Raw genomic sequence first — 11,882 nt, forward strand, 5'->3', positions numbered from 1 at the left:
CGATTGTGTGAGGTTGTTCGGGTGTCGAAGTGTGCGAGGAAGGCGTAATGTTCGAGGGCATCAGTAGCCACGACCTCGGGAGAGAGACGGCATGGACCACGGGACGGTCGGCAGCGCACAGTCGGGCCGACTTCTGGTGGAGGTGCGCGAAGAGGGCTCCAGCGCCGTAGTGACACCGGCGGGTGAGCTCGATCACCACACCGCCGATCTTCTGCGCGAGCCGCTCGACGACCTCCTGGACAAGGGATTCTCACGGCTTGTGGTGGACTGCTCACGGCTGGAGTTCTGCGACTCCACGGGCCTGAACGTACTGCTCGGGGCCCGACTGAAGGCGGAGGCCGCCGGCGGGGGAGTGCATCTGGCAGGGATGCTCCCCGTAGTCGCGCGTGTGTTCGAGATCACCGGGGCCGAGGCGGTCTTCACCGTCCATGACTCCGTAGAGGCGGCGCTCGCCGGCGACGGCGACTGAACCCGTGCCCCGGCCGTCTCCCGCGAGTCGATGCCCGTGCCTCGCACGAGTCGCGCCCACTGTGGGGGTGTTTCGCCGGATCGGTCGGGCAGGAGACATCCTGGAACCCGGCGGTCGCCGGTGCGGCCGCCCGCTTCGGGAACCGGCGAACGGCCTGGGTGCGACGTATGTACGAAGGGCGGACGACCGAGGGGCGACGGAGGAGCCACGTGCGGACCGCGGGCGAACGGTGTACGGACCGACCGGTACCGATGGGTGCCGGACTTTTGAATCGTGAACTGGTGAATCGGTGAGGTGAAGCGCTGATGAGCACCACCCGGCCTTGCTCGCCGGGCGACCGCGGCCCGGAGCCGAGCGGCGCTTCCGGGGTGTCCGAGGGGGGTGCGCCGGTGGGAGGCGCGTCCGCGGGGGCGGCCGTGCCGTCCGTGCCGTCCGAGGGTGTGCAGGAAGCCCCGGGGCGGCAGGTCCGAAGGCTGCGCCTGGACGGCGAGAGCGGGGTCGTCCCGCTCGCCCGCGACTTCGCCCGCCAGGCGCTGTACGCGTGGGGCTGGCTGCCCGCCGCCTCCGCGGACCAGCGGGCCGCCGCCGAGGACGTGCTGCTCGTCGTGTCCGAGCTGGTCACCAACGCCTGCCTGCACGCCGAGGGCCCGGACGAGCTGTTCCTCGCCTGCGACAACAAGGTGATCCGGGTGGAGGTGTCCGACCGCGGCACCGGCCAGCCGTCCCCCCGCACCCCGCACCGCGCCGGCCGCCCCGGCGGCCACGGCATGTTCATCGTGCAGCGGCTGTGCCTGGACTGGGGAGTCGTCCGTGCGCCGGGCCGCGCGGGCAAGACGGTGTGGGCGGAGCTGGGCGCCCCGGCGTGAGCGTGCCGACGGCGGCCCGATCGCGCCCCAACGGCTGTGCGCCCACGGCCACCTGAGTCCCCGTCTTCACTCGACTCCCCCTCCGAGCACGCCGGATCGGCACAACTCCGGCGTGTGCCGCGTCTTCCTTCCTCACGACCCCGGGCGTACCTTGACGGCCCAATCTGATGTGCCGTCAGGAACGGATGGGGTGGACCGACCGTGTCGTACCCGAAACGAACCGCCGCGCTCGTGTCCGCCGCGGCCCTGGCCGGCTCGGCGGTGCTGCTCGCCGCACCGGCGGCCCACGCCGACGTCGTCGATGTCGACTACCACTGCAAGACGCCGATCGGCGACAAGAGCGCCGTCTCGCCCATCGACATCACGGGCGTCAAGAGCGGCAGCGGCTACAGGATCACCATGTCCTGGCAGAAGGGCGTCTCCTCCAGCCCGGTCGAACTGGGCAAGGGCGCGATGAACCCGGGCGCGACCATCGAACTCGGCGGCGCCGACAGCGGCACCCTCGCGGTCACCGGGCCGGCCAACGCGGCCGCGATCCCCGCCGACACGCCCATCAAGATCAGTGACCTGAGCGGCACCTACACGCCGAAGAGGACCGGCAAGGTCACCTTCACGGCGGCCACGCTCACCATCAAGGCGCTCGGTACGACGACCACCTGCACCCCCACCAACAACCCGAAGCCGTCCCTGACGCTGGACGTGACGGCGGCCGGCGGTTCGTCGGCATCGGCGTCGTCGACGTCGTCGTCGGGCGGTTCCGGCGACCGGCTCCCGCAGACCGGCCCCGAGGACTCCGCCGTCGCCCTCGGCACGCTCGGCGGCACGGTCCTCCTCGCGGGCGCGGCGGGCGCGCTGTGGCTGACCCGACGGAACCCGGCCGTACGCCGCTGAACCGCAGCTCAAGACCGTGGAGCCGCCCATGCCGTCCGCCGCCCGTGTCCTCGGCCTCACCCTGCTCCTGCTGCCGGCGTCGGCACCGGCCGCGCAGGCCGCGGCGGGCTGGTCGGTCACGCCCGCCGGCGCCCAACGCCCCTCCTTCTACGCCGAGGGCGTCCCGGGAACGGTCCTGCGGGACACGGTGTCCGTGACCAACCGCGGCCGGAAGCCGCTCACCGTACGACTGCGCGGCACCGGCGTGCGCGTCGCGTTCGCCCGCACCGCTCTCCGCGTCCCCGCGCGCACCCGTGCCGAGGTGCCCTTCACGGTGACCGTGCCGGCGGGCGCCGCTCCCGGCGACCGCTCGGGCACCATCGCCGCCCGGGACGCGGACGGCCGTACGGCGACCGTCGCGCTCCGGCTGCGCGTGGGCGGCCCGGCACTGTCCGCGTTGACCGTCGAACATGTGGCGGTGCGCGGTGACCGCATCACGTACGAGCTGGTCAACCGGGGTACGACCGTCCTCGTACCGAAACTCGCGGTTCACGCGGACGGGCTCCTCGGCCCGGTCCTGGACCGCCCCGCCCGCGCCCTGCCGGTCCGCCTGCCACCGGGAAGCCGCCGGACCCTCAGTGAGCCCTGGCCCGACCGGCCGGCGCTGGACGACGTCGACGTACGGCTGACGGTGACCTCGGCGGGCGGCGCCCACGACACCACGCACACATCGGCCCGGTTCGTGCCCTGGGGCGCGGTGACGGGTGCCGTCTCGGCGGCGGCCGGGGCGGTGGCCGCGCTGTCGGCCGTGCGGCGGCGCAGGCGTCGGGCGAGCCCGGCGGAGGAGGGCGGACCTCCGCGTGCGGAAGGCGAGTTGACGGGAGCGGGGACGTGAGCGGAAAGGCCGGGACGCCCGCGCTGGTGGCGGTGCTCGCGCTGCTCCTGCTGCCGTTCACCGGTCCGGCGGCCGCGGCGGACGGCCCCGTCGTGAAGCTGTCCGCGTCCCAGGCGGGTACGGGCGGTTCGGTGACCGTCAGCGGGAGTGGCTGGCGGCCGCGCACGCTGCTGATGATGCTGGTCTGCGGGCGGGCCACCCCGTCCCGCGGTGTGATCGGCGGCACCAACTCCTGTGCCAACGGCGACGGCCGGGCCGTGACCACGGACGCCGACGGCTCCTTCGCCAGGAAGCTGCCGGTCGCCGAGCCGCCCGTGCCGTGCCCCTGCGTGGTGCACGTCGCCGCGGTCACCGGTGCGAAGGCCGAGGCGGACGCCGTCCTCCGGGTCGCCGGGCATCCCGTCGCCCCGCTGCCCGCCGAGTCCTCCGGCGGCCGGCTGTCGATCCTCTCCGACACCCGGCTGACCGGTTCCAGCGGCGTGCTGACCTGGTTCGGGGCCCCGCCGAGCCGCACCCTGGTCTTCACCGCCGGCAACATCGGCTCCACCGCGATCAAGGACCCGGTCTTCCGGGTCGGCACCGCGCACGGCGTGTTCGCCCCCCAGTGGGACGAGCAGCAGTGGCGCGGCACCCTCGCGCCCGGGAAGAAGGCGCAGATCCAGTTGCCCGTCGAGCTGCCGGCCGGGGCGCACGGCGACTACACCGTGTCCCTCCGGTACGACGGCAGGGTCCTCGCCGAGCAGCCGTGGGGCGTGGGCCGCCCCTGGGGTGTGACGCTGTTCTGGATCCTGCTCTGCCTGGTCGTCCCGGCCGCGCTGTTCCGTGCCGGAATGGCCGTGGTGGACCGGGTACGGCCGCGCCGGCCGGGCGGCGTCCGCCACCGGCGCCTCGCGCGGCCCGTCCTCCGCCCGACTCGCTCCCGCCCGCCCGGGCCCGGGCCCGACACGACTTTGACCCTGCCGTGGTTCACCCCGGACTCCGTCCCGGGCGGCCCGGCCGGCCGGCTCTCCGCACCGCACGACGACAGCCCGACGAGTCCTACGACTCCCACCACGAAGGGACCCACGTGAGCATGCGAAGGAGAGGCACACCGGCCCGCCGAACGGGCGCAGCGGGCGCCGCACTGGTGCTCTGCTCGGCAGGCGTGCTGCTGGGCGTGGCCGCCACGCCCGCGCAGGCGGCCCAGGTGTCGTTCGCCACCCACTGCGTGCCGCCCGCGGGCATCGACCCGGTCGACGGCACCACCAAGGTCGAGATCACCGCGCCGGCCACGGCGAAGGTGGGCGACACGGTGGACATCGTGTGGAAGTTCGTACAGGCCGCCTCCAAGAACCCCGACATCATCGACCTGCCCGCCAACTCGGTACAGCCGTCCGGGGTGCTGAGGGCGGCCGGGGCGCAGACCGCCGACGTCGCCCTGCAGGGCCCGCGGGAGAACCCGGCGATCCCCAAGGGCGGCGCCATGGTGCTGTCGGACATGAAGGGCGGCCTGAAGCTGACGGCGGCCGGTGAGGTGACCCTGACGCCGGACGCGTACACGGTCAACGCGATGTCGACGGACACCAAGTGCACGCCGAAGGAGACCGTGCAGAAGGCGGCGACGATCGAGGTGACGCCGGGGAGCGGGGGCACGTCCAGTACGACGCCGACCCGGTCGAGCACACCGACCGGGCCGACGACACCGACGAGCAGCGCGACCGCCACGGCGACCGCGACCGGCGGCACCGGGCAGACCGACTTCACGGGCAAGGAGGTCCAGGTTCCCTACGCCTGCAAGACGCCGATCGGGGACAAGGACGCGACGTCGCCGGTGCAGATCAACGCCAAGAAGAGCGGCGGGAGTTACGACCTCGTCGTGCAGTTCAAGAAGTCGGTGATGGACAGTCCCGCCGACATCCCGAAGGACTCCGTGAAGCCGTCGATGGAGGTGGTGCTCGGCGGCGCGGACAAGGGCACCGTGCACGTGGAGGGGCCGACGAACGCGAAGGACATCAAGTCCGGCGACCCGATCGAGATCCCCGACCTGACCGGCACCTACAAGCCCGGCGCGGGCGGCACCTCGACGCTGTCCCCGGGTGTGCTGACCATCAAGGCCCTCGGTACGACGACGACCTGCACACCGAAACGGACGGAGGTCTCCCTCACCCTGGACACCACCCAGCAGCCGGGCGGCGCCTCGGGCGGCACGTCGGCCTCCGGGGGGTCGGCGTCCTCGTCGTCCGGCGCGAGCAGCAGCGGCGCGGGCGGCCTCGCCGAGACCGGCTCCGGCGACCACGGCGCCCTCAAGGCGCTCGGCCTGGTGGCGGGCACGGCGATCCTGCTGGGCGGCGCCGTGTTCACGTTCATGCCGGGGCGCAGGACGCGGTAGTCCCGGGCGAAAAGGAAGGAGGGCCACCGCATCCCGGGGATGCGGTGGCCCTCCTCGGGCCTCGGACCACGTCAGCGAACGTCGCCCATCAGCCTGTTGACCTTCTTGCGGTACATCCACACCGCGGCACCGGCGACCACGGCGAGCACGGCCTCCAGGGCGACGAAGCCGGTCTTGTCGAGGTTCACACCACCGACGGCCGGGTTGGACAGCAGCGCGGTGATCGAGTCGCCCGCGGTGACCGCGAGGAACCAGACGCCCATCATCTGCGAGGCGTACTTCTGCGGCGCCATCTTCGTCGTCACGGACAGACCCACCGGCGACAGCGTCAGCTCACCGATCGTCTGGACGAAGTAGATCGCGACCAGCCACATCGCCGCGGCCTTGTGACCGCCCTCGGCGATCGACAGCGGGGCGAGGAAGAGGAAGAACGACGCACCGACCAGCACCAGGCCGGAGGAGAACTTCACGATCGTGCTCGGCTCCTTGCCGCGCCGGTTCAGCCACAGCCACAGCCAGGCGAAGACGGGCGCCAGGGCCATGATCATGACCGGGTTGACCGACTGGTACCAGGAGACCGGGAACTCCCAGCCGAGGACGGAGTTCTCGGCCTTGCCGTCGGCGAAGAGCGACAGGGTCGAACCGCCCTGGTCGTAGATCATCCAGAAGACGGCCGCGGCGACGAAGAACCAGATGTACGCCGACACCTTCGACTTCTCGGCCGAGTCCAGGTCCTTGTCGCGCAGGATGCGGGCGATGACGAAGACCGGGACGATCAGGCCGATCAGGGTGAGCGGGATCAGCGCCCAGTTCAGGGTGAAGTGGCCGGAGAAGCCGACGGCACCGTAGAAGACCGCGGCGATCGCCAGCCAGATCAGGCCCTTGCGCAGCGTGGCGGACTTCTCCGCGGCGGACAGCGGCGTGGGAACGACGCTGCTCGTCTCGCTCAGGTGACGGCTGCCGAGCAGGTACTGGGCCAGACCCAGCGCCATGCCGAGCGCGGCCAGCGCGAAGCCGAAGTGCCAGTTGACGTTCTCCCCGACGGTGCCGATGACCAGCGGCGCGGCGAAGGCACCCAGGTTGATGCCGATGTAGAAGAGCGTGAAGCCACCGTCCCGGCGCGGGTCGTTCGGGCCGTTGTAGAGGTGGCCGACCATCGTGGAGATGTTGGCCTTCAGCAGACCCGAACCGATGGCGACGAGACCCAGGCCGACGAAGAAGCTGGCGGTCGCGGGCAGCGCCAGGCACAGGTGGCCGAGCATGATGATCAGGCCGGAGACGGCCACCGTCTTGCGGGGGCCGAGGAAGCGGTCCGCGACCCAGCCGCCGGGCAGGGCGAGCAGGTACACGAGCGACACGTACACCGAGTAGATCGCGGTCGCCGTGCCCGCGCTCAGGTGCAGGCCACCCGGGGCCACCAGGTACAGCGGGAGCAGGGCCCTCATGCCGTAGTAGGAGAAACGCTCCCACATCTCGGTCATGAAGAGAGTGGCCAGTCCGCGGGGGTGGCCGAAGAAGGTCTTCTCGGAACCGGGGGTGCCCGGGCGGACCGAGTCCTTCGTCAGGCTGGACGCCATGGTCGTTCCTTGCTGGTCAAGACGCGCGTTGGAGCGCTGCGCGCCCGGTGGGGGTGCGGCCGGCACCGGCAGGGTCGGCCGTCCACCCCACGCCCAGGGGGAGTCCGCTCCGGATCGCGGAGCGGCGGACGGCGACCACCGGGATCCACGCCCCGGGACGCGTCAGTACGTCCGGAGCCAGGCCAGAGGTCATTCCTTTCAAGGCCGACCGTGGTCAGCCCACACACAAAAGAGACCTTCAGCGTCGAGTGCTCGCCAAAGGTCCTTGGTGTGCTACAGGCGTTCAGTTCACCATACGGCAGGACAGTGCCTGATATGGAAGGACTTGAGACACGGATCACAGGTGTCGCCGGAACCGCAGCGCCTGTTTCGAAGGTCCCCCCTACGATCGCACCCCTCGGGCAATGGTTCGTACCACCGGCCGGGAAGGTAAGAATCCCTGGAACCGATCACACCCCAGCACTGTGCGCAGGCGGTCTACCATCACCTCATGACCCGTGTACTGCTCGCCGAGGACGACGCGTCCATCTCGGAGCCGCTGGCCCGCGCCCTGCGCCGGGAAGGTTACGAGGTCGAGGTGCGCGAGGACGGACCCGCCGCACTCGACGCCGGAATGCAGGGCGGCGTCGACCTGGTCGTGCTGGACCTGGGCCTGCCCGGCATGGACGGCCTGGAGGTCGCCCGCCGACTGCGCGCCGACGGCCACACCGTGCCGATCCTCATCCTGACCGCGCGGGCCGACGAGGTGGACACCGTCGTCGGTCTGGACGCGGGCGCCGACGACTACGTCACCAAGCCCTTCCGGCTCGCCGAACTGCTCGCCCGCGTGCGGGCCCTGCTGCGGCGCGGCGCCGCGGAGCCGCAGCAGCCGCCGGCCACGCACGGGGTGCGGATCGACGTCGAGTCGCACCGGGCGTGGATGGGCGACGAGGAACTCCAGCTCACGGCAAAGGAGTTCGACCTGCTGCGGGTCCTCGTGCGGGACGCCGGCCGGGTCGTGACGCGGGACCAGCTCATGCGCGAGGTCTGGGACACCACGTGGTGGTCGTCCACCAAGACCCTCGACATGCACATCTCCTGGCTCCGCAAGAAGCTCGGCGACGACGCGGCGAACCCCCGGTACATCGCGACGGTCCGCGGCGTGGGCTTCCGCTTCGAGAAGAGCTGAGCCCCTCCCAGGGGTCCGACGGTCACTGAGGGTAACAGGACATGCGCCGACGTCTCATCCAGTCCACCCTCGCCGTCGTCCTCGTGGTGATCGCCGTCTTCGGTGTCTCCCTGGTGATCGTCGAGACACGGACGATCAGCAGCAGTGCCCAGGAGCGGGTGGAGTCCGAGGCGGTGCGGCTGGCCAGCATCGTGGACAGCCGGATCCTCGCGGCGGAGAGCGTCAACGCCGACGTCCTGCGCAACCCGGTCAGCAAGGACCAGTACGCCGAGATCCGCATGCCCGGCCGGGCGCCGATCCAGATCGGCACCAAGCCCGAGGGCGATGTCATCCACTCCACCCAGACGGGCGAGGAGGGTGAGACGGTCACGGTGCAGGAGCCGCGCTCCGCGGCGACCCGCGAGGTCGGCCGGACCCTGCTGATCATCGGGCTGGTGGCCCTGCTCGCGGTCGTCGCCGCCGTGCTGCTCGCCGTACGGCAGGCCAACCGGCTCGCGTCCCCGCTGACCGACCTCGCCGAGACCGCCGAACGCCTCGGCTCGGGCGATCCGCGCCCCCGGCACAAGCGGTACGGCGTCCCCGAGCTGGACCGGGTCGCCGACGTGCTGGACTCCTCCGCCGAGCGCATCGGCCGGATGCTGACGGCGGAACGGCGCCTCGCGGCCGACGCCTCCCACCAGCTCCGTACGCCGCTGACCGCGCTGTCCATGCGCCTGGAGGAGATCACCCTCACCGACGACCCGGACACGGTGAAGGAAGAGGCGAACGTTGCCCTCACGCAGGTCGAGCGGCTGACGGACGTGGTGGAGCGGCTGCTGACCAACGCGCGGGACCCGCGTACCGGCTCCGCCGTCACCTTCGACCTCGACGAGGTCATCCAGCAGCAGCTCGCCGAGTGGCGGCCCGCCTACCGCAGTGCCGGCCGGGCCGTCGTCAGCTCCGGCAAACGGCATCTGCAGGCCGTCGGCACGCCCGGCGCGGTCGCGCAGGTGCTGGCCGCGTTGATCGAGAACTCGCTGATGCACGGCGGTGGCACGGTCGCCCTGCGCACCCGCGTCACCGGCAACCAGGCCGTGGTCGAGGTCACCGACGAGGGGCCCGGCGTCCCGGCCGACCTGGGCGCCCGGATCTTCGAGCGCACGATCAGCGGGCGGAACTCCACGGGCATCGGCCTGGCCGTCGCCCGGGACCTCGCGGAGGCCGACGGCGGCCGGCTGGAGCTGCTCCAGGCCCAGCCGCCGGTGTTCGGCCTGTTCCTGTCCCGCACGCCTCCGGCCCGCAAGATGGACGAGGACCAGCCGACGGTCCGCTAGCGGGCCCCTACGGAACGCGCTGCCTGGGCGTGGGCTTCTTCGTCTCCCGCTCGAGGATCGTTTCCGCGTCGGCCAGGGTCTCCCGACCCGGCAGCGTCCGGAACACCCAGCTGCGGTACGACCAGAACCGGAACAGGGTGGCGACGCCGATGCCGAGGAACTTGAAGACGTTGCTCTGCAGCGGGCTGTCCCAGCCGAAGCCGTACGTCGCCAGGTAGAGCACGCCGTTCTCGATCACCAGGCCGATCGCGCTGAACACCAGGAACAGCGTGAGTTCCTTGGTGCGCCCGCTCTTGTCGCGGTCCCGGTACGTCCAGTAACGGAAGCCGACGTAGTTGAAGGCGATCGCGACGACCGTCGCGATGATGCTGGCGCGCACCACCGGCAGGTCGGAGACGTGCCGGACCAGGTTGAACACGCCGAGATTGACAAGGACGCCGACGCCGCCGACGGCACCGAATTTGGCCACCTCGCGCACGAGTCGTTGCAGCCCCGAGGAACGACGTTCCATGGCTGTAAAGCCCCCGTCCGTAGGTTTCGTCACCCAGCCATGCTAGCCAGGCGGCCCGTCCGGCGCCTGTGGACGAGGCCACAGCTTGGGAACGGGTCGGAAAGAGGCGGGAAAGTCCCGGGTAAGAAGCGGTGATGGGGGACGCGATCCGGCCGGGTCCGCGTGGCCGATACGCTAGGGGGGTGACGTTCCCGGTAGTCGGCATGGTCGGCGGGGGGCAGCTCGCGCGTATGACGCACGAAGCGGGCATCCCGTTGGGCATCAGGTTCAAGCTCCTCAGTGACACCCCTCAGGATTCCGCGGCGCAGGTCGTGAGCGAAGTCGTCGTCGGCGACTATCGCGATCTCGACACGCTGCGTGAGTTCGCGCGCGGTTGCGATGTGATCACCTTCGATCACGAACATGTACCCACCGAGCACCTCAGGGCCCTGGAGGCGGACGGCATCCCCGTGCGCCCGGGACCCGACGCGCTGGTGCACGCCCAGGACAAGGGCGTGATGCGCGCGAGACTCGACGCGATCGGCATCCCGTGCCCGCGGCACCGGCTCGTCGCCGACCCGCGGGACGTCGCCGCCTTCGCGGCGGAGGGCGACGGGTTCCCGGTCGTCCTGAAGACCGTCCGCGGCGGCTACGACGGCAAGGGTGTGTGGGTCGTCGACTCCGTGGAGGAGGCCGCCGACCCGTTCAGGGCGGGCGTCCCGGTCCTCGCCGAGGAGAAGGTCGACTACGTCCGCGAGCTGGCCGCCAACGTCGTACGCTCCCCGCACGGCCAGGCCGTCGCCTACCCGGTGGTCGAGTCGCAGCAGGTGAACGGCGTCTGCGACACCGTGATCGCGCCCGCGCCCGACCTGGACGAGGACCTCGCGCTGCGGGCCGAGGAGATGGCCCTGACCATCGCCAAGGAACTCGGCGTCGTCGGCCACCTCGCCGTAGAGCTGTTCCAGACCCGCGACGGCCGCATCCTCGTCAACGAACTGGCGATGCGCCCGCACAACTCGGGCCACTGGACCCAGGACGGCGCGATCACCTCCCAGTTCGCCAACCACGTGCGAGCGGTCCTCGACCTGCCGCTCGGCGACCCGCGCCCACGCGCCAAGTGGACGGTCATGGTCAACGTCCTGGGAGGTGATTACCCGGACATGTACTCCGCGTACTTGCACTGCATGGCCCGCGACCCCAAGCTCAAGATCCACATGTATGGCAAGGACGTGAAGCCCGGTCGCAAGGTCGGACACGTCAACACCTACGGCGACGACCTGGACGACGTGCTGGAGCGCGCCCGTCACGCTGCCGGCTACCTGAGAGGCACGATCACCGAATGAGCCCCGTTGTTGGCATCGTCATGGGGTCGGACTCCGACTGGCCCGTCATGGAAGCCGCCGCCAAGGCCCTGGACGAGTTCGAGATCGCGTACGAGGTCGACGTCGTCTCCGCGCACCGCATGCCGCACGAGATGATCACGTACGGCGAGCAGGCCGCCGAGCGCGGTCTGAAGGTGATCATCGCCGGGGCCGGGGGCGCCGCCCACCTGCCGGGCATGCTCGCCTCGGTCACCCCGCTGCCGGTCATCGGCGTGCCGGTGCCGCTGAAGTACCTGGACGGCATGGACTCCCTGCTGTCCATCGTGCAGATGCCGGCCGGTGTCCCGGTCGCCACCGTCTCCGTCGCCGGGGCCCGCAACGCCGGGCTGCTCGCGGCCCGCGTGCTCGCCGCGCACGACGAGGAGCTGCTGCAGAAGATGCGCGACTTCCAGCAGGACCTGAACGACCAGGCCACCGAGAAGGGCAAGCGGCTGCGCTCGAAGGTCGAGGGCGCGGGCGGCGGCTTCGGCTTCGGGAAGTGAGG

12 protein-coding genes are annotated in these 11,882 nt (G+C 71.3%); 10 read left to right on the plus strand and 2 right to left on the minus strand.

The features are described from left to right. Positions 1–91: 91 nt before the first annotated feature. The 6 genes from ACFZDC_RS23975 (at position 92) to ACFZDC_RS24000 (ending at position 5,468) form a co-directional block, all read left to right on the plus strand. Positions 92–469 (plus strand): anti-sigma factor antagonist, encoded by a 378-nt coding sequence (locus tag ACFZDC_RS23975; protein ID WP_391326858.1) that lies wholly within the window; start codon positions 92–94, stop codon positions 467–469. A gap of 305 nt (positions 470–774) precedes the next feature. Next, a complete protein-coding gene (locus ACFZDC_RS23980; RefSeq protein WP_391326860.1) occupies positions 775–1,335 on the plus strand; it encodes an ATP-binding protein in 561 nt (186 codons plus the stop codon). Positions 1,336–1,536: 201 nt separating this feature from the next. Beyond that, complete coding sequence (locus tag ACFZDC_RS23985) at positions 1,537–2,226, plus strand: LPXTG cell wall anchor domain-containing protein (protein WP_391326862.1); 690 nt, start codon at positions 1,537–1,539, stop codon at positions 2,224–2,226. Positions 2,227–2,254: 28 nt separating this feature from the next. Further along, the gene (locus tag ACFZDC_RS23990) at positions 2,255–3,100 is read left to right on the plus strand and encodes a hypothetical protein (protein ID WP_391326863.1); all 846 of its coding nucleotides are present in this window, start codon (positions 2,255–2,257) and stop codon (positions 3,098–3,100) included. Further along, positions 3,097–4,170, plus strand: a complete 1,074-nt coding sequence (locus ACFZDC_RS23995) for a hypothetical protein (RefSeq protein ID WP_391326864.1) — start codon at positions 3,097–3,099, stop codon at positions 4,168–4,170. Before ACFZDC_RS23990 ends, ACFZDC_RS23995 begins: the two co-directional genes overlap by 4 nt. Before the next feature lie 2 nt (positions 4,171–4,172). Next, a complete protein-coding gene (locus tag ACFZDC_RS24000) occupies positions 4,173–5,468 on the plus strand; it encodes a hypothetical protein (protein ID WP_391326866.1) in 1,296 nt (431 codons plus the stop codon). Positions 5,469–5,539: 71 nt separating this feature from the next. Here ACFZDC_RS24000 and ACFZDC_RS24005 read toward each other — a convergent pair whose 3' ends face one another. Beyond that, the gene (locus ACFZDC_RS24005; RefSeq protein ID WP_391326868.1) at positions 5,540–7,045 is read right to left on the minus strand and encodes an oligopeptide:H+ symporter; all 1,506 of its coding nucleotides are present in this window, start codon (positions 7,043–7,045) and stop codon (positions 5,540–5,542) included. 490 nt (positions 7,046–7,535) lie between these two features. Here ACFZDC_RS24005 and ACFZDC_RS24010 point away from each other — a divergent pair, with 490 nt between their 5' ends. Then, positions 7,536–8,213 (plus strand): response regulator transcription factor, encoded by a 678-nt coding sequence (locus ACFZDC_RS24010; RefSeq protein ID WP_030653180.1) that lies wholly within the window; start codon positions 7,536–7,538, stop codon positions 8,211–8,213. A gap of 41 nt (positions 8,214–8,254) precedes the next feature. Continuing rightward, entirely contained in the window at positions 8,255–9,526 is a 1,272-nt protein-coding gene (locus tag ACFZDC_RS24015) for an ATP-binding protein (protein ID WP_391326871.1), read from the plus strand. A gap of 7 nt (positions 9,527–9,533) precedes the next feature. On the opposite strand, the gene ACFZDC_RS24020 is transcribed toward ACFZDC_RS24015, so the two are convergent. After that, the gene (locus ACFZDC_RS24020) at positions 9,534–10,037 is read right to left on the minus strand and encodes a GtrA family protein (RefSeq protein WP_391326873.1); all 504 of its coding nucleotides are present in this window, start codon (positions 10,035–10,037) and stop codon (positions 9,534–9,536) included. 182 nt (positions 10,038–10,219) lie between these two features. Here ACFZDC_RS24020 and ACFZDC_RS24025 point away from each other — a divergent pair, with 182 nt between their 5' ends. After that, positions 10,220–11,359 carry a 5-(carboxyamino)imidazole ribonucleotide synthase gene (locus tag ACFZDC_RS24025; RefSeq protein WP_391326875.1) on the plus strand — a complete coding sequence of 380 codons (1,140 nt, stop codon included), beginning with the start codon at positions 10,220–10,222 and terminating at the stop codon, positions 11,357–11,359. Next, a complete protein-coding gene (gene purE, locus ACFZDC_RS24030) occupies positions 11,356–11,880 on the plus strand; it encodes a 5-(carboxyamino)imidazole ribonucleotide mutase (RefSeq protein ID WP_391326877.1) in 525 nt (174 codons plus the stop codon). The genes ACFZDC_RS24025 and purE overlap by 4 nt, the downstream gene beginning before the upstream one ends. Positions 11,881–11,882: the final 2 nt, after the last annotated feature.

This window comes from Streptomyces sp. NPDC007905, from assembly GCF_042959345.1.
Taxonomy (GTDB): domain Bacteria; phylum Actinomycetota; class Actinomycetes; order Streptomycetales; family Streptomycetaceae; genus Streptomyces.

Excerpts from the sequence above, each read along its gene's own strand:
- ACFZDC_RS23975 (WP_391326858.1), top strand. The coding sequence starts at position 92 with ATGGACCACGGGACGGTCGGCAGCGCACAGTCGGGCCGACTTCTGGTG.
- ACFZDC_RS23980 (WP_391326860.1), top strand. The coding sequence starts at position 775 with ATGAGCACCACCCGGCCTTGCTCGCCGGGCGACCGCGGCCCGGAGCCG.
- ACFZDC_RS23990 (WP_391326863.1), top strand. The coding sequence starts at position 2,255 with ATGCCGTCCGCCGCCCGTGTCCTCGGCCTCACCCTGCTCCTGCTGCCG.
- ACFZDC_RS24000 (WP_391326866.1), top strand. The coding sequence starts at position 4,173 with ATGCGAAGGAGAGGCACACCGGCCCGCCGAACGGGCGCAGCGGGCGCC.
- ACFZDC_RS24005 (WP_391326868.1), bottom strand. The coding sequence starts at position 7,045 with ATGGCGTCCAGCCTGACGAAGGACTCGGTCCGCCCGGGCACCCCCGGT.
- ACFZDC_RS24010 (WP_030653180.1), top strand. The coding sequence starts at position 7,536 with ATGACCCGTGTACTGCTCGCCGAGGACGACGCGTCCATCTCGGAGCCG.
- ACFZDC_RS24015 (WP_391326871.1), top strand. The coding sequence starts at position 8,255 with ATGCGCCGACGTCTCATCCAGTCCACCCTCGCCGTCGTCCTCGTGGTG.
- ACFZDC_RS24020 (WP_391326873.1), bottom strand. The coding sequence starts at position 10,037 with ATGGAACGTCGTTCCTCGGGGCTGCAACGACTCGTGCGCGAGGTGGCC.
- purE (WP_391326877.1), top strand. The coding sequence starts at position 11,356 with ATGAGCCCCGTTGTTGGCATCGTCATGGGGTCGGACTCCGACTGGCCC.